14 protein-coding genes are annotated in these 15933 nt (G+C 65.9%); 8 read left to right on the top strand and 6 right to left on the bottom strand.

All coding sequences use genetic code 11. The annotated features are described in order from the left end of the window. Positions 1-50 precede the first annotated feature (50 nt). A complete protein-coding gene (locus CEJ45_RS12900; protein ID WP_088755495.1) occupies positions 51-383 on the top strand; it encodes a DMT family transporter in 333 nt (110 codons plus the stop codon). 40 nt (positions 384-423) lie between these two features. Here CEJ45_RS12900 and CEJ45_RS12895 read toward each other — a convergent pair whose 3' ends face one another. Then, positions 424-1365: a GlxA family transcriptional regulator gene (locus tag CEJ45_RS12895; RefSeq protein ID WP_088755494.1), complete on the bottom strand. Its 942-nt coding sequence runs from the start codon at positions 1363-1365 to the stop codon at positions 424-426. Positions 1366-1474: 109 nt separating this feature from the next. Between CEJ45_RS12895 and CEJ45_RS12890 the strand changes: the two genes are divergently transcribed. The 5 genes from CEJ45_RS12890 (at position 1475) to CEJ45_RS12870 (ending at position 8163) form a co-directional block, all read left to right on the top strand. Further along, on the top strand, positions 1475-2305 hold the full coding sequence (locus CEJ45_RS12890) for an SDR family NAD(P)-dependent oxidoreductase (protein WP_088755493.1): 831 nt from the start codon (positions 1475-1477) through the stop codon (positions 2303-2305). 116 nt (positions 2306-2421) lie between these two features. Next, positions 2422-3180 (top strand): SDR family oxidoreductase, encoded by a 759-nt coding sequence (locus CEJ45_RS12885; RefSeq protein ID WP_088755492.1) that lies wholly within the window; start codon positions 2422-2424, stop codon positions 3178-3180. Positions 3181-3238: 58 nt separating this feature from the next. Further along, entirely contained in the window at positions 3239-4459 is a 1221-nt protein-coding gene (locus CEJ45_RS12880) for an MFS transporter (protein WP_088755491.1), read from the top strand. 214 nt (positions 4460-4673) lie between these two features. Next, positions 4674-6398 (top strand): methyl-accepting chemotaxis protein, encoded by a 1725-nt coding sequence (locus tag CEJ45_RS12875; RefSeq protein ID WP_088755577.1) that lies wholly within the window; start codon positions 4674-4676, stop codon positions 6396-6398. Then, positions 6391-8163: a sensor domain-containing phosphodiesterase gene (locus CEJ45_RS12870; RefSeq protein WP_241517334.1), complete on the top strand. Its 1773-nt coding sequence runs from the start codon at positions 6391-6393 to the stop codon at positions 8161-8163. The genes CEJ45_RS12875 and CEJ45_RS12870 overlap by 8 nt, the downstream gene beginning before the upstream one ends. 60 nt (positions 8164-8223) lie before the next feature. Here the strand turns inward: CEJ45_RS12870 and CEJ45_RS12865 are convergent, their stop codons facing one another. Next, positions 8224-9567 carry a sigma-54-dependent transcriptional regulator gene (locus tag CEJ45_RS12865; protein ID WP_088755490.1) on the bottom strand — a complete coding sequence of 448 codons (1344 nt, stop codon included), beginning with the start codon at positions 9565-9567 and terminating at the stop codon, positions 8224-8226. Next, complete coding sequence (locus tag CEJ45_RS12860; RefSeq protein WP_088755489.1) at positions 9552-11009, bottom strand: sensor histidine kinase; 1458 nt, start codon at positions 11007-11009, stop codon at positions 9552-9554. The genes CEJ45_RS12865 and CEJ45_RS12860 overlap by 16 nt, the downstream gene beginning before the upstream one ends. Before the next feature lie 168 nt (positions 11010-11177). On the opposite strand from CEJ45_RS12860, the gene CEJ45_RS12855 reads away from it, so the two are divergent. Then, positions 11178-12755 (top strand): sensor domain-containing diguanylate cyclase, encoded by a 1578-nt coding sequence (locus tag CEJ45_RS12855; protein ID WP_420913292.1) that lies wholly within the window; start codon positions 11178-11180, stop codon positions 12753-12755. A gap of 3 nt (positions 12756-12758) precedes the next feature. Here CEJ45_RS12855 and CEJ45_RS12850 read toward each other — a convergent pair whose 3' ends face one another. Next, positions 12759-13409, bottom strand: coding sequence for a 3-oxoacid CoA-transferase subunit B (locus CEJ45_RS12850; RefSeq protein WP_088755488.1), 651 nt, complete (start codon positions 13407-13409; stop codon positions 12759-12761). Between the two features lie 13 nt (positions 13410-13422). After that, positions 13423-14118 carry a CoA transferase subunit A gene (locus tag CEJ45_RS12845; RefSeq protein WP_088755487.1) on the bottom strand — a complete coding sequence of 232 codons (696 nt, stop codon included), beginning with the start codon at positions 14116-14118 and terminating at the stop codon, positions 13423-13425. A gap of 269 nt (positions 14119-14387) precedes the next feature. Between CEJ45_RS12845 and CEJ45_RS12840 the strand changes: the two genes are divergently transcribed. After that, positions 14388-14948 (top strand): PAS and helix-turn-helix domain-containing protein, encoded by a 561-nt coding sequence (locus CEJ45_RS12840; protein WP_088755486.1) that lies wholly within the window; start codon positions 14388-14390, stop codon positions 14946-14948. A gap of 10 nt (positions 14949-14958) precedes the next feature. On the opposite strand, the gene CEJ45_RS12835 is transcribed toward CEJ45_RS12840, so the two are convergent. After that, on the bottom strand, positions 14959-15897 hold the full coding sequence (locus tag CEJ45_RS12835; RefSeq protein ID WP_088755485.1) for a LysR family transcriptional regulator: 939 nt from the start codon (positions 15895-15897) through the stop codon (positions 14959-14961). Positions 15898-15933: the final 36 nt, after the last annotated feature.

Here is a 15933-nt window from a genome sequence, read left to right as displayed (position 1 = left end):
GTTGAATTCAATGAGTGCGTCGAATTGATTTATCCACAGGAGAATCCAGCATGTCCGCTTACCTGACCCTGGCGGTGGCCATCGTGGCCGAGGTGATTGCCACCACCGCCCTCAAATCCTCACAGGGATTCACGCGCCTGTTGCCGGGCATCATCGTGGTGCTGGGCTATGGGGTGTCCTTCTATTGCCTGTCGCTGACCCTGCGCACCATGCCGACCAGCGTGGCGTACGCGATCTGGTCCGGCGTGGGGCTGGTGCTCATCACGCTGGCCGCCTGGCTGATCCATCAGCAGCGGCTGGACTGGCCGGCCGTGGCCGGCATCGCGCTCATCGTCGTCGGGGTGATGGTGATCAACCTGTTCTCGGCCAGCGCGGCGCACTAGCGCATCTCAAGAAGGATCAAGCAAGAAGGATCAAGGCGAATCAAGCGCGCACTTCACGCCGCATCGACTGCGGTGCCACGCCAAAGCCGCGCAGGAAGACTTCACGCATGTGGCGACGATCCCGGAAACCGGTCTCGCGCGCCACCACTTCCAGCGGATGGCGGCTCTGCTCGATCATCAAGCGTGCCGCTTCCAGCCGCAGCCCCTCGATGGCCTTGGCCGGGGATTGCCCGGTCTCGGCCGTGAACACGCGGGTGAACTGACGCGCACTCAGGTTGGCCTGCTCGGCCAGTTCTTCCACCGTCAGCGCGCGCTTGAGATGGCGGCGCGCATAGTTCAGCGCATCCTGGATACGATCGGTCTTGGGTGCCAGGGCCAGCATTTCCGAATGCTGCGACTGGCCGCCGGCGCGATGCTGGTGCATCACCAGCTTGTGCGCCACGCTGCGCGCCACTTCCTCGCCCAGGTCCTTGCCCACCATGGCCAGCGCCAGGTCCAGCCCGGCGGTCATGCCGGCCGACGTCCACAGCGGACCATCGACGATGTAGATGCGGTCGTCTTCCACCTGGATGTCGGGAAAGCGCGCACGCATGGCCGTGGCATACGCCCAGTGCGTGGTGGCACGACGGCGGGCCAGGAGGCCGGACTCGGCCAGCACGAAGCCGCCGGTACAGATACCGGCAATGCGCCTGGCCTTCTTCGCCGCGCGCTGCAGGAAGGCGCGCTCCTCCTGGCTGGCTGGCGACTCCAGCGGATTGCCCACGCCGCAGACGACCCAGGTATCGATGGTGGCCGTGGCAGCCGCCTTGGTGGTATCCACGCGCATGCCCAGGGAAGACATGACCTCGCCCCCTGCAACCGAGTAGTTGTGCATGCGGTAGAAGTCGTGTCCCACGACCTTGTTGGCGTATTCAAAGACGGACTGGGTGGCCAGGCCCATGACCTGGAAGCCTTCGGTGAGCAGGTAGCCGATGTGGTGCATGTCCGGACTCCGTAACGATGTCTTAAAACACTACCATATACGTCATTCCGGAAGTCCGCAAGCGGCCTAAGATTCACTCCATCGACAACCCACACCGAAGGAGAACATCATGAACCAGCCGCAAACCCAAGTCCATTCGCCAATCCATCGTGGCACTGCGCTCGTCACCGGCGCCTCGTCCGGCATCGGCGCCATCTACGCCGACCGCCTGGCCCGCCTGGGCTACGACCTGATCCTGGTGGCCCGCAACCGCGAGCGCCTCAACACCCTGGCCGCGCGCATCACCAACGAGACCGCCCGCAACGTCGAAGTGCTGGAAGCCGATCTCGGCCAGGCCGCGTCGCTGGCCCAGGTGGAAGAAAAACTGCGCAGCGATGCCAGCATCACGCTGCTGGTCAACAACGCCGGCATCGGTACCCACACGCCGTTACTGCAAAGCAAGGTCGAGCACATGACCGACATGATCGCCCTCAACGTCACTGCGCCGACCCGCCTGACCTATGCCGCCGTGCCTGGTTTCGTGGCCCGTGGCCGGGGTGCGGTGATCAACATCTCCTCCATCGTGGCCGTGGCGCCGGAAGTGCTCAATGGCGTCTACGGCGGCAGCAAGGCCTTCGTGCTGGCCTTCTCGCAATCGCTGCACCATGAACTGGGCGCCCAGGGGGTACAGGTGCAGGCCGTGCTGCCGGGTGCCACCGCCACCGACTTCTGGGCCATCGGCGGCCTGCCGCTGGAACACCTGGACCCGGCCATCGTGATGTCGGCCGAGCAGATGGTCGATGCCGCCCTGGTCGGCTTCGAGCGCGGCGAACTGGTCACCATCCCCTCGCTGCATGACGAAGCGGCCTGGACCCGCTTCGAAGGCGCGCGCCAGCAGATGGCAACCCAGCTCTCCGCCAACACCCCGGCGCCGCGCTACGTCCGTACCGAACTGCACTGAGCGGCAGGCAAGGCCCCGGATCCCGTTCTTTTTGTCCTGATATGAAACCTGCCGCCACGGCCCCCTGCGGGCGGGCCTGTGCGGCCCCACTCTACTGACCTAGTGAAGGAAATACCATGAAACTGACCGACAACACCATCTTCATCACCGGCGGCACCTCCGGCATCGGCCGCGCACTGGCCGAAGCCTTCCACAAACTGGGCAACCAGGTCATCATCGGCGGCCGCCGCAAGGCACTGCTGGACGAAGTGACCGCCGCCAACCCGGGCATGCAGGCCATCGAGTTCGACGTCTCCAGCCTGGACAGCATCGACGCTGCCGCCGCCACGATCAAGGCGCGCTTCCCCACGCTGAACGTGCTCATCAACAATGCCGGCATCATGCCCTTCGACGACGCCGGCGGCACCATCGACGACCAGGTCAGCCGCAGCATCCTCGACACCAACCTGCTCGGCCCGATCCGCCTGACTTCGGCCCTGATCGACCTGCTCAAGGCCCAGCCGCGCGCCACCATCATCCACAACACGTCGGTGCTGGCCTATGTCCCGCTGGCCGTGACCGCCGTCTATTCGGCCAGCAAGGCGGCGCTGCATTCGTATGCGATGTCGCAGCGTTTCATGCTCCGCGAGACCTCGGTTCGGGTGCAGGAGATCGCTCCGCCCTGGGTCGATACCGACCTGGTCAAGAAGAGCGGCGACCCGCGTGCCATGCCGCTGGATGCCTTCATCGCCGAAACCATGGCCAAGCTGGTCAGCGATGATGAAGAGATCATCGTCGAGTCCGTCAAGCCGCTGCGCGACAACCCCGGTGCCAATGAACACGCGCTGGTCAACGGCTTCAACGCGGCGCTGATCGCCAATCCCATTCCGGTCTGATCGTCTTGCGGTGCGCTGCCATGCAGCGCACCGCATCGTACCTATCGTCGAGGACAGCATGACATCCACGTCCCTGGGCCCGGCTTCCGCGCCCCCTGCATCGTCTTCCCCATCGGGCTCGCTGCTGACGGCCGGCTTCCTGGCCCTGGGCACCTTCGCCATCGGCACCGAAGGCTTCATGATCGCGCCGCTGCTGCCGCGCATGGCGGCCGATTTCGGCATGAGCGTCTCCACCGTGGCCAGCCTGGTGATCGTCTTCACGCTGGTACTGGCCATCAGTTCGCCCATCACCACGGTGCTCTCGGCCCACCTCAACCGGCGCCAGGTACTCATCGGCGCCATGGGCATCTTCACCGCGGCCAATGTGCTGGCGGCGTTCTCCACCGGCTTTGGCAGCCTGCTGGCCTCGCGCCTGCTCATGGCCGTGGCCGCCGGACTTTATACGCCCAATGCCAGCGCGCTGGCCGGCGCCATCGTCAAACCCGAACAACGCGGACGGGCACTGGCCATCGTCAGCGGCGGCATGACCATCGCGATTGCGCTGGGCTTGCCGCTGGGCTCGGTGGTCGGGCATGCCTTCGGCTGGCGCGCCACCTTTGGTGCCGTGGCCGTGATGGGCGCGGTGGCCGTAGCCGGCATCTGGATGGGAGTGAACCGCCAGGCCGGGGGACATCTCCATGTCGCCGGCCTGCGCGAGCGGCTGGGTGTGGTCGGGCAGGCGCAGATCCGGCGCCTGCTGGGCATCACGCTGTTCTGGTCGGTCGGTGCGTATGCGGCCTATCCCTACATTGCACCTTACCTGGCGCACACGCTGTCATTCGCCGAACGCGGCATTGGCCTCACCGTCAGCCTGTGGGGCGCTGCTGCCGCCGCCGGCGTGACGGTGGGCGGCCATCTCAACGACCGCTTCGGCTCACGCCGCGTGGTGCGGCTGTCGCTGCTGCTGCTGACACTGGCGTTCTGGACCTTGGGTGCGGCCACACTGCTGGCGCCGCATACTGCGCTGGTACCGGTGCTGGTGGCCGTGGCGGTGTGGGGCTTTGCGGTGTGGGCCTTCTTCCCGGCGCAGATGGCGCGGCTCATCGCAGCAGGTCCGCCGGCGCAGGCACCGGTGGCGCTGTCGCTCAATACGTCGACCATGTACCTGGGATTTTCGCTGGGCAGCGCTGTCGGCGCCGGCATCCTGGCCGGTGGATGGATCGCGGGCATCGGCCTGTTCGCCGGCTGCTGCGCACTGACCGGGCTGCTGCTGGAAGGACGCACGAACGCCCCGCATTGAGTCGCGCAGTAAACCAGCCCCGCCGTGCTGGAATATCCAATACAAAGCCGCGTGGACATGCAAGGCTCGGGCCCTGCAGAGCTCCAGTACGGCCGCCAGCAGCAGCAGGCGGCCAATGCCTCATCGCTACACAAAGCACGTTCCGGACAGGATGGCGGGGGCCATCCCGGCGGGACGGCCGATGTCCGGACAATTTATACAACAGGGGAAAATGATGAACAGTGCACATGAGAAACAAAAATCGCTCAGCGTCGCCGTACGACTGGGACTGAGCTTTGCCCTGGTACTGGCGATGATGCTGGTGCTGACGGTGGTGAGCATCAGCAAGGTCAATGCCATCGAGGGCAGTCTCACCACGGTGAGCGAAAACAACAACGTCAAGCAACGCTATGCCATCAACTTCCGTGGCAGCGTCCACGACCGCGCCATCGCCCTGCGCGACCTGACCCTGGTGGCCGACAGCGAGCTCAAGGAGGTGGTGGCGCTGATCAATCGCCTCGATGCCGACTACCAGCAGTCGGCCAAGCCCCTCGATGCGATCTTCTCCACCCAGGGTGCCCACGCCCCCAATGCGAACGAGCGCGCGGCCCTGGCCCGGATCAAGGCGGTCGAAGCCCGCACCATGCCGCTGGTGGCGCGCATCATCGCCTTGCGCACCAGCGGTGATACCGATGGCGCACGCCGGCTCATGCTGGCCGAGGCCAAGCCGGCCTTCATCGACTGGCTGGCGGCGGTCAACGCCTTCATCGACCTGCAGGAAAGCATGAGCCAGGCCGAGTCGACCAAGGCACGCTCGACGGCACGCGGCTTCCAGGCCTTCATGCTGGTGCTGTTGGCCGCGGCCATGGCCGCCGGCGCGCTACTGGCCATGCTGATCACCCGCAGCATCGGCCGCGCCCTGGGCGCCGAGCCGGACGAAGTCAAGCAGCTGGCCCTGGCGGTCGATCGCGGCGAGCTGTACCACACGGTGGCCCTGCGGCGCGTCGAGTCCGGCCGGCGCCAGAGCATCATGGCCGCGCTCGCCGAGATGAGCGGCAACCTGCGCAGCACCGTCAGCGAAGTGCGCGATGCCGCTGCCGGGGTGGCCAGCATCAGCGCCCAGATCGCCGCCGCCAATGGCGACCTGTCAGCCCGCACTGAAGACCAGGCCGCCTCGCTGGAAGAAACCGCTTCGGCCATGGAGCAGCTCACCGCCACCGTCAAGCAGAACGACGGCCATGCCCGCGAAGCCAACCAGCTGGCGCGCAATGCCTCCGACATCGCCAAGCAGGGCGGCGCCATCGTCGAGGAAGTGGTCGATACCATGGCGGCCATCAATACCTCCTCGCGCAAGATCGTCGACATCATCGGCGTGATCGACGGCATCGCCTTCCAGACCAACATCCTGGCCCTGAATGCGGCAGTGGAAGCGGCCCGTGCCGGCGAACAGGGACGCGGCTTTGCGGTGGTGGCCACCGAAGTGCGCAACCTGGCCCAGCGCAGCGCCGCCGCCGCCAAGGAAATCAAGCAGCTCATCGATGCCTCGGTCAACAACGTCGAGAACGGCACGCGCCTGGTGGAGCGCGCCGGCGAGACCATGGAGCAGATCGTGGCGAGCGTGCAGCAGGTCACCGACGTGATGGGCGAGATTTCCTCCGCCAGCCATGAACAGAGCCTGGGCATCGAAGAAGTCCACAAGGCCATCGCCCTGATGGACCAGGTCACGCAACAGAACGCCGCCCTGGTGGAACAAGCCGGTGCCGCCGTGGGCAGCCTGCAGGACCAGGCGCTGCACCTGACCCAGGCCGTTGGCGTGTTCCAACTGGCCCCGCCCTCGGGCCTGGCGGCCGCCCCGTCGGCCACGCAGGAAGTGCCCGCCGCGCCTGCCACGCCCGTGCTCGCGCTGGTCCCGCCGGCTGCACCGCGCCTGGCCGATGTGCGGGAGCATGCCCATGGCTGAAGACAACATCGCCCTGGCGGCCCGGCCCAACGACGAACTGCAGCGCCTGGCCGCACTGCACGCCCTGCACCTGCTCGATACCGGCGCCTCCGAAGACCTGGACAACATCACGCGGCTCTGCCATACGCTGTTTGCGGCCAGCGGCGCTTATGTCTCGCTCATCGATGCACAGCGGCAATGGGTCAAGTCGCAAAGCGGCCCCGACATGTGCGCGCCCTCGCGCGAGCAGTCCTTCTGCGACCATACCGTCAGCCAGCGTGCGCTGATGGTGGTCGAGGATGCCGCCGCCGATGCCCGCTTTGCCGACAATCCGCTGGTTTCAGGCCCGCCCTACATCCGCTTCTACGCCGGGGCGCCGCTGCTCACGCCGGAGGGCCACGCCATTGGCGCGCTATGCGTGACCGATACCCGGCCGCGCAGCTTTGATGCTTCCCAGCGCCAGCAACTGCGGCAACTGGCTGCCCTGGCCATGTCGCAGATGCTGCTGCGGCGTGCCATCGGCCGGGTCGATCCGCTCACCGCCATGCCCAACAAGTACCAGCTGCGCGAGGATCTGGTCTCGCTGGCACCGGTCGATGCACCGGGCCAGCAGACGCCTGCGGGCCATCGCGCGCTGGCCTACATCGACATGCCCGACGCCCATACCTCCTTCGAGATCGCCAGCGTGCTGGGCTCGCGCATCCATGACGAACTGATACGCAAGGTCGGGCAGCGGCTGCAGACCCTGCTCAAGGGCCAGGCCGACGTCTATCACATCAGTGACGGGCGTTTCGCGCTGCTCTCCCACGCGGGCAAGGCCGATACCCTGGGGCCGCACCTGCGCAGCATGACGGCGGCGCTGGAAGAGCCGGTCGACAGCATGGCCGTTCCGCTGAACCTGCCCAGCTATGGCGGCATCGTCCGCGTGGAGCAGACCCGCGAGAGCCTGCGCGACGCCCCGCGCAAGGCGGTGGCCGCGCTGCACGAGGCGCTGGCAAGGCGCCAGCGCTGGTCCGACTATGACGCCCAGGCCGATGAGCTGCACCAGCGGCGTTTCCGCCTGCTCAATGACATCCCGGATGCGCTCCTGCCCAATCAGGCCCAGGGACGCGGACTGACGCTGGCCTACCAGCCCAAGCTGGACTTGCGCAGCAACCGCTATCACGGCGGCGAAGCACTGCTGCGCTGGCAGCACCACGAACTGGGACCGATCTCGCCGGCGGAATTCATCCCGCTGGTGGAGCGCACCGCCCTCATCCGCCCCGTGTCGGCGTGGGTCATCGCGGCAGCCCTGCAACAGATGGCGGCATGGCAGGACCAGGGCATGCCGGTCAAACTCGCCATCAACCTGGCCGCGCCCAATTTCGAGGAGGCCGACCTGATCAAGCGGCTTGAAGCGGCTTGCCGCGACACCGGGATCGACCCGTCCATGATCGAGATCGAATGCACCGAAGGCTTGTGGATGCACAGCCCGGCGGTGCTCAAGCTGCTGCACGAGATCCGCGCGCTGGGCATGGGCCTGGCGCTGGATGACTTCGGCACCGGCTACAGCAATTTCGCCTACCTGCAGCAGGTTCCGGCCTCGGTGGTCAAGATCGACCAGTCACTGGTGCGCCATCTCGACACCAGTCCGCGTGACCGCCGCATCGTGCAGTCGCTGATCGCCCTGGCCAAGGAGCTGGAGTACCACATCGTGGCCGAAGGCGTGGAGACGGCGCAGACGCTGTCGCTGCTGCGCGAATGGGGCGTGGACGAAGCGCAGGGTTACTACATGGCCCGCCGCTGAGCCCGGAGGCCTTCGCCGCACACCTGCGCGCGGCCTGATGCGTGAGGACGCGGGGCGGCGTCAGCCGTTGCCCGTTTCGCCCAGCTTGCGATAAAGCTGCTGGCGCGAGATGCCCAGCCGGCGCGCGGCTTCGGCACGGTTGCCGTTGGCCGCGGCCAGCGCACGCTGCAGCATCACGCGTTCGACTTGCGCCACGGCCACGGCCAGCTCGCCATCCCAATCGATGGACAGCTCACCGGCACTGTCGGCGACGTTGCGGTCGGCCAGTGCGATGTCTTCGGCTTCGATGCAAGCGCCGTGGCTCATCACGGCGGCACGTTCCATGGTGTTGCGCAGTTCGCGCACATTGCCCGGCCAGGTGTGCTGCAACAGGCGCCGCGCGGCGGCGGGGCTGATGCGCTTGGGAGCATCGCCGCCCTGCTGGCGCAGGAAGTGTTCGGCAATGGCCAGGATGTCGCCGGGGCGCTCGCGCAGCGCAGGCACCTTGATCGGCAGGACCTGCAGGCGATACCACAGGTCCTCGCGGAAACGTCCCGCGCTGATTTCCTGCGGAAGGTCGCGGTGCGTGGCGGCGATCACGCGGACATCCACCTTGACGGCCTGCTGGCCACCGACCGGCGTCAGTTCGCGTTCCTGCAGCACGCGCAGGATCTTGGCCTGGGTCGGCAAGGCCATGTCGCCGATCTCGTCCAGGAACAGCGTGCCGCCATGCGCTTCCTGGAACCGGCCCAGGCGCGGCGCGGTGGCGCCGCTGAAGGCGCCCTTGACGTGGCCGAACAATTCGCTCTCGATGAGCTCCGCCGGAATGGCCGCGCAATTGATGGCCACGAAGGGACGTGCGGCGCGCAGGCCATTGCGATGCAGGGCGCGCGCCACCAGCTCCTTGCCGGTGCCGGTCTCGCCCAGGATCAGTACGGTGGCGTCACTGGTGGCAGCGCGCCCGATCTGCTTGAAGACCTGGCGCATGGCCTCGCTGTCGCCCACCAATGCATTGCGTTCGCCGCCGCTTGCATCCTGCGTGCCGCTGGTATCTGCCGTTCCGGCCGTACTCTGGCGCAGTGCGCGTTCCAGCGTCTCCACCAAGGCCGCACGCGGCACCGGTTTGGTGAGGTGATCGAAGGCCCCCAGGCGGATGGCCTCGATGGTGTTGTCGCCGCTGGCGTAGGCGGTCAGCATGATGCAGGGGATGGCGGCGATGGCCGGGGCGCGCTGCAGGAAGACCAGGCCATCTTCGTCGGGCATGCGCAGGTCGACGATGGCCGCATCGACCGCATGTGCTGCCAGCAGGGTCAGGCCGGCAGCGGTACTGCCGGCTTCCAGCACCTCGTGGCCGAGGTCGCCGACGGTCTCGGCGAGGCTGCCGCGAAAGGCAGCATCGTCATCGACGATCAGGATGCGCGCCATGGCAACTCCATCTCAAAACGGGCGCCGCGTTCGCTGGCGGCCAGGTGGATGACACCGCCATGCGCATGCACGATCTCGCGCACCAGCACCAGGCCCAGGCCGGTGCCGCCGCTGCGCTGGCTGACGAAAGGATCAAAGAGGCTATCACGCAAGTCGGCCGGCACGCCCGGGCCATCGTCGGCTACCCACAGCAGCAGCCGCCCGTCCTCGCGCCGCCTTGCCCCCAATTCGATGTGGCCGCCGGCCGTGCAATGGGCCAGTGCATTGAGCAGCAGGTTGTCCACGGCGCGGGCCAGTTGCACCGGGTCCAGTGCGCTGGTGGTGAGCGTGCCGTCAAAGCTGGCGATATCGATGGCCGAAGCCAATTGCACCTGCTGGCGCTCGGCCAGTTCGGCATGGGCTTGGCAGCGGGCCTCGATCCAGCTCGCCAGGTCGACGCACTCGCGCTGTACCTGGAACGGTTGTGCCAGTGCCAGCAGGCTGGCCACCAGCGCATCGAGCCGTTCGGTCTGGCTGACCACCATTTCCAGCGCGCCGGTCACGCGCGTCTCGCGCACCTGGGCCGGGGCGGCCAGGGCATTTTCGGCCTTCATGCGCATGGCGCCGATGGGATTGCGGATCTCATGGGCCATGCCGGCCGCCACCCGGCCCAGCGTGGCCAGCCGCTCCGCATGCGCCAGCTGGCTGGCCAGGCGCTCGGACTGGCTACGCCAGCGCGTGAGCGTAGCCCCCAGCCACACGCCGCTGATGATGACGAAGGCCAGCAGCAGGGCGCTGGCCACCAGCAACTGGTTGAGCACGGTGGCACTCATCACCGGCACGCGCTTGAGCGTCCACGCCGCCAGCGCCACCTTGCCCGGCGGTACCGGGCAGGCGGCGAACACCACCGCCTCGCGCAGGCCGGGGCGCACGTCGGTGACGGTGGTGGCGCCATCGAGGGCGCGCTGCGCGGTCGAGACGATGCGTTCCATTTCCGCACCCGGCGGATCGCGCTTGATGCCACTGCCGTCATAGGTCGGGAAGGCATAGGCCACCACATCCCGCTGAGGATGCCAGAAACCGCCCTCCACCCCGGCCTGGTCGCGCAGGGACAGGTCGATCACCGCCTGCATGAGCGAACTGCCCGGCAAGCCATCGGCATCGGCGGCGCTGCGGGCCGTACCGCTGTTGGTGCCGAGCGCATGGGCCAGGCCGGCGCTCATGGTGGCGCAGCTCACCGCCGCCTGGGCGGTGGCCTGGCTGATCTGCGAAGACGCGCCCTGGCGGCTCAACTGCAGCAGCAGGAAAGCGAGGATGAGCGCGATCAGGGCGATGAAGGCCCACAGGATGGCCAGGTCGCGCTGGATGGTGTTCTTGATCTTCAGGGGGCCTCCGGGCTGGGCGCGGGTCTGGATGGTGCAGTTGCCGTGGTGAGCTTGCGATTGCGGGTACGGCGCTCGCATTTAATCACGAAGCACGGCCACTGTTGAATCATCTGACAGGAATGCGCGCCGGCAGGTTCAGGTATTTGTTGCAAGACAATCACGTTGCCGGCGATCAAGATGGAAGGCGGTTTTGCTTTATGCGTTAATTGCGCCTGGGGATTTGCGGGGGGAACAAAAATCGAGCAGTTGAAGAAATACCTGGTGGTGGTGTTGGGCATCGCCATGCTGATGGTGGTGGCCATGTGTGCCAGCACGCTCTATCAAAGCTATCGCCAGACTCGTCTTTCGGCGGTGGCCAATGCCGGCAACGTGACCCTGATCTCCCAGCGCGCCATTTCGCGCAACCTCGAGGTCCTGTCGCTGGCGCTGGATACGCTGGCCTACCGCTATCAGCACCCGATCAGCGGGCGCCGGCTGGATGATGCCCAGCGCTATGCCTATCTGTTCGGCAGCGCGGCCAGCGTCAGCCACATTTCCGTCATGGCCGTGCTCGGCCCCAAGGGTGAAGTACTGGCCAGTTCGCGCCGGCGTGCGGGCGAACCCGCGCCCAACTATGGCGACCGTGCCTATTTCACGGCGCACCGCGATTCGGCCAACGTCGGCCTGTACGTGTCGCGGCCGATCCAGGCCAACCTGGGCAATGAGTTGCGGGTGGTGGTGCTGTCCAAGCGCCTGTTCAATGACGATGGCAGCTTTGGCGGCATCGTCGTGATGGCCCTGGACCTGGCCTATTTCCGTGAACTGTTCGAAGGGCTGTCACTGGGGGCCAATGGCGTCATCTCGCTGTATTCCGATGATGGCGTGGCCTATATGCGGGTGCCTTACCGGGAGGACGTGATCGGCCGCGATCTCTCCGGCAGCGCCAATTTCCAGCGCATCCAGAACGCCTTGCAGCACGAGGAAGGCAGTTTCTTCGCGCGCGCCAACAGTGATGGCGTGGAACGGCTCTATACCTTCCGCCGCATTCCCGATTCTCCGCTGATCGTCTTTGTGGGCTATGCGCAGGAGGCGATCTTCAAGAGCTGGCGCAAGACCTTGTACGCGGTCATCCTTTCGCTGTTCATCTTCGCTTTGCTCTCGGCCTACCTGCTCTCGCACGTGCGCCAGGAACTGCGCCGCCGCGTGGCCATTGAAAAGCGCCTGGAAGAACTGGCACTGACCGACGGGCTGACCGGCCTGCTCAATCGCCGCGCCCTCGACGAGGCCCTGCAGGCCACATGGGAGCGCTGCCGGCGCAATCTCAATTCGACCTTCTCGGTGCTGTTCATCGATGTGGATTACTTCAAGCTCTACAACGACAGCTACGGTCACAAGCTGGGCGATGAGGTCCTGCGGGAAGTGGCGCAGGCCATCGCGGAAAACCTGCCACGCAATACCGACTGTGCAGGCCGCTACGGCGGCGAAGAGTTTGTGGTGCTGCTGGAACTGACTGACGAACAGGGCGCCCATCTGATGGCCCAGCGCCTGTGCGATGCGGTCTACAGCCGCCTGATCGTGCACGCCACCAGCCCGCTGCGCGTGGTCACCATCAGCGTGGGCGTGGCCCACCCTGCAGCGCGAACACCATCGCCGCGTGGAAGACGTGCTCAATGCGGCCGATGCGGCCCTGTACCGCGCCAAGCGGGATGGGCGCAATGCGGTGCGGGTCAGCGGCGCGCATTGAAGCTGCAGCAGCGCGACGCGGCGAAAAACGAAAGGGCGCCATTTTCATGGCGCCCTTCGTTCATTCCGGCACGGCAAGGCTTGCCGCGCCGATATACCTGACGATCAGACCTCGCTCACATCCAGCGGCGCTTCGGTCTTCTCGATCACTTCTTCCTTGGTCACGCCGGAGGCCAGTTCGATCAGCTTCAGGCCGCCCGGGGTCACATCGATCACGCCCAGGTCAGTGATGATGCGGTTGACCACGCCCACGCCGGTCAGCGGCAGGTTGCAGTCATTGAGGATCTTCTTCGAGGTGCTGCCATCCTTGGCCTTGGCCACATGTTCCATCAGCACCACCACACGGCCCACACCGGCCACCAGGTCCATCGCACCGCCCATGCCCTTGACCATCTTGCCGGGGATCATCCAGTTGGCCAGGTCGCCCTTGGCCGAGACCTGCATCGCCCCCAGGATGGCGATATTGATCTTGCCGCCACGGATCATGCCGAAGGAGTCCGCCGAGCTGAAGAAGGACGAACCGGGAATGGTCGTCACGGTCTGCTTGCCGGCGTTGATCAGGTCGGGGTCGACCTGGTCTTCGGTGGGGAAGGGGCCGATGCCCAGCAAGCCGTTCTCGGATTGCAGCCACACTTCGATATCGCCCGGAACGTGGTTGGCCACCAGGGTCGGCAAGCCGATGCCCAGGTTCACGTAGAAGCCGTCCTGCAGTTCCTTGGCTGCGCGCGCAGCCATTTCATCTCTGGTCCATGCCATTTTCTGTGTCTCCTTATGCGCGCACGGTGCGTTGTTCGATGCGCTTCTCGGGCGTGGCATTGACCACGATGCGATGCACGAAGATGCCGGGGGTGTGGATCTGGTCCGGGTCGAGCTGGCCGACTTCCACCAGTTCTTCCACTTCCACCACGGTGACCTTGCCGGCCATGGCCACGTTGGGGTTGAAGTTGCGCGCGGTCTTGTTGAAGACCAGGTTGCCGGCCTTGTCGGCCTTGTGCGCCTTCACCAGCGACACGTCGGCCACCAGCGAGCGTTCCATCACGTAGCGCTCGCCGTCGAACTCGCGCACTTCCTTGCCTTCGGCCACCAGCGTGCCCACACCGGTCTTGGTGAAGAATGCGGGGATGCCGGCGCCACCGGCGCGCAGCTTCTCGGCCAGGGTACCTTGCGGGGTGAATTCCAGTTCCAGTTCGCCGGCCAGGTACTGGCGCTCGAATTCCTTGTTCTCGCCCACGTAGGAGGCGATCATCTTCTTGATCTGGCGGGTGGTCAGCAACTGGCCCAGGCCGAAACCATCGACACCGGCGTTGTTGGAAATGGCGGTCAGGTTCTGCACGCCCGAATCACGCAGGGCGGCGATCAACGCCTCGGGGATGCCACACAGGCCAAAGCCGCCGACCGCAATGGTCTGGCCGTCCTTGACGATGTCGTTCAACGCGGTGGCCGCGTCTGGATACACTTTGTTCACGAGTCTCCTTTCGGCTCTTGTCTTGCGAGCAGGGTTGCAAGCGGGCCGGCGGACATGCCGGCGTCAACAGGGATGGGCGCAGGGGCTTCTCTTGCGCAACGCCCGAAGACGCCGCCGGGCCCCGTTCGGCTCCAAATAGCGCCAATTATCATAGGGCAGCTGAAATAGGCCATACAATACGGTAAAAATACCTGGCGCAATGCAGCATGGTACCGTCAGCCAGACGGTCCCGCCAGTTGCGAGGGACCAGCCAACCAGTGCAGCAACTCATGACCCAGCCACTTCCCATCGATTTCGAACAGGTTTTCATGCACGCGCCCATCGGCATGTGCGTCTCGCACAACCGCGTGATCCAGCAAGCCAACCAGGCCATGGCCAACATGTTCGGCTACGAGGTCGATGCCCTGCGCCAGACCTCCTTCCAGGAAATCTACCCCACCGCCGACGAATTCGAGCGCACCGGCCTGCGCCTGGTGCCGATCCTCAACGAAAAGGGCTTTTATTCGGACGAGCGCATCATGAAGCGCTCCAACGATGAAATGTTCTGGTGCCATGTCACCGGCCATGCGCTCAATCGCGACAACCCGCACGCGGCCGGCATCTGGACCTTCGAGGATGTCAGTGCGAAACGTCCCATCGCCCCCGGCCTGACCCCGCGCGAACGCGAGATCGCCGCATTGCTGGTGGAAGGCAAGACCAGCAAGCTCATCGCCCGCCAGGTCGAACTGAGCCCGCGCACGGTGGAGATGCATCGCGCCCGCCTGATGCGCAAGTTCGCCGCCTCCACCTCCTCCGAGCTGGTGCACAAGCTGCTGAGCATCACGCCCTGATCACCCCGGCTCAGAACGGCAGGTCCGCAAAACGCTGCGCCAGGAAATCCAGCATCGTGCGCAAGGTCGCCGGCATGTGCTTGCGTGAGGCATACACGCCATACATGCCCAGCTGCAAGGGTTCGTACTCCGGCAGCAATTGCACCAGCTGGCCGCTGGCCACCAGGGGCGCCACCGTATAGGCCGGCATGTGCCCGATACCGACACCGGCCAGCACCGCCTGCAACAACACCGTCACCTCGTTGGCGCTGATGGTGCCACCCACCGCCACACTCTGCGTCTGCGTCTTGGTCTTGGTGGCGGCAGCGCCCTTGCCCGCCCTGGCTTTTTTCTTCTTCGGATCGAATTGCCACAGGCTGCGCCCCACATAGGAATGCGTCAGGCAATTGTGCAAGGCCAGGTCCTCCACCTTGCGCGGCGTGCCATGGCGCGCAAGGTAATCCGGGGTGGCGCAGATGACCGAGTGGCAGACGCCCAGCGGACGCGCAATCAGGTTGGGCTCCAGCCGGTTGGTCATGCGGATGGCCAGGTCGATGCGTTCTTCCACCAGGTTGACGGTGCGGTCCAGCGCCAGCAGGTCCACCGCCACGCCCGGGTAGCGGCGGCCATAGTCGACCACGGCCTGGATCAGCTGGGTCTGCGCAAAGGAGGTACTGGCGGTGATGCGCAGCAGCCCGCGCGGCGTTTCATCGGGCGCATCGAGGGCATGGCGCATGTCCTCGGAATACTCCAGCATCCGGCGGCAGCGCGGCAGCAATTCATTGCCGGCGGGGGTGAGCGAGAGCCGCCGCGTGGTCCGGTGCAGCAGCCGCGCACCGACCCAGTCTTCCAGCTCGGCCACGTAGCGCGACACCACTGGCCGCGACAAGTCCAGCTGCTCGGCCGCCGCTGACAGGCTGCCGCCATCCACCACCGTCACGAAGACCTGCATGGCCATCAGGCGATCCATGGGAGCCCCTTTTGATTTGAACGATTTCAGAAACAA

Source organism: Herbaspirillum aquaticum, assembly GCF_002213425.1.
GTDB lineage: Bacteria > Pseudomonadota > Gammaproteobacteria > Burkholderiales > Burkholderiaceae_D > Herbaspirillum > Herbaspirillum aquaticum.
Note: the sequence above shows the minus strand (reverse complement) of the source record. Positions and strands in the feature narration are given on the sequence as shown.

Bases quoted from the DNA above. Each gene is read 5' to 3' on its own strand.
- CEJ45_RS12900 (WP_088755495.1), top strand. From the start codon at position 51: ATGTCCGCTTACCTGACCCTGGCGGTGGCCATCGTGGCCGAGGTGATT.
- CEJ45_RS12895 (WP_088755494.1), bottom strand. From the start codon at position 1,365: ATGCACCACATCGGCTACCTGCTCACCGAAGGCTTCCAGGTCATGGGC.
- CEJ45_RS12890 (WP_088755493.1), top strand. From the start codon at position 1,475: ATGAACCAGCCGCAAACCCAAGTCCATTCGCCAATCCATCGTGGCACT.
- CEJ45_RS12885 (WP_088755492.1), top strand. From the start codon at position 2,422: ATGAAACTGACCGACAACACCATCTTCATCACCGGCGGCACCTCCGGC.
- CEJ45_RS12880 (WP_088755491.1), top strand. From the start codon at position 3,239: ATGACATCCACGTCCCTGGGCCCGGCTTCCGCGCCCCCTGCATCGTCT.
- CEJ45_RS12875 (WP_088755577.1), top strand. From the start codon at position 4,674: ATGAACAGTGCACATGAGAAACAAAAATCGCTCAGCGTCGCCGTACGA.
- CEJ45_RS12870 (WP_241517334.1), top strand. From the start codon at position 6,391: ATGGCTGAAGACAACATCGCCCTGGCGGCCCGGCCCAACGACGAACTG.
- CEJ45_RS12865 (WP_088755490.1), bottom strand. From the start codon at position 9,567: ATGGCGCGCATCCTGATCGTCGATGACGATGCTGCCTTTCGCGGCAGC.
- CEJ45_RS12860 (WP_088755489.1), bottom strand. From the start codon at position 11,009: ATGCGAGCGCCGTACCCGCAATCGCAAGCTCACCACGGCAACTGCACC.
- CEJ45_RS12850 (WP_088755488.1), bottom strand. From the start codon at position 13,409: ATGGCATGGACCAGAGATGAAATGGCTGCGCGCGCAGCCAAGGAACTG.
- CEJ45_RS12840 (WP_088755486.1), top strand. From the start codon at position 14,388: ATGACCCAGCCACTTCCCATCGATTTCGAACAGGTTTTCATGCACGCG.
- CEJ45_RS12835 (WP_088755485.1), bottom strand. From the start codon at position 15,897: ATGGATCGCCTGATGGCCATGCAGGTCTTCGTGACGGTGGTGGATGGC.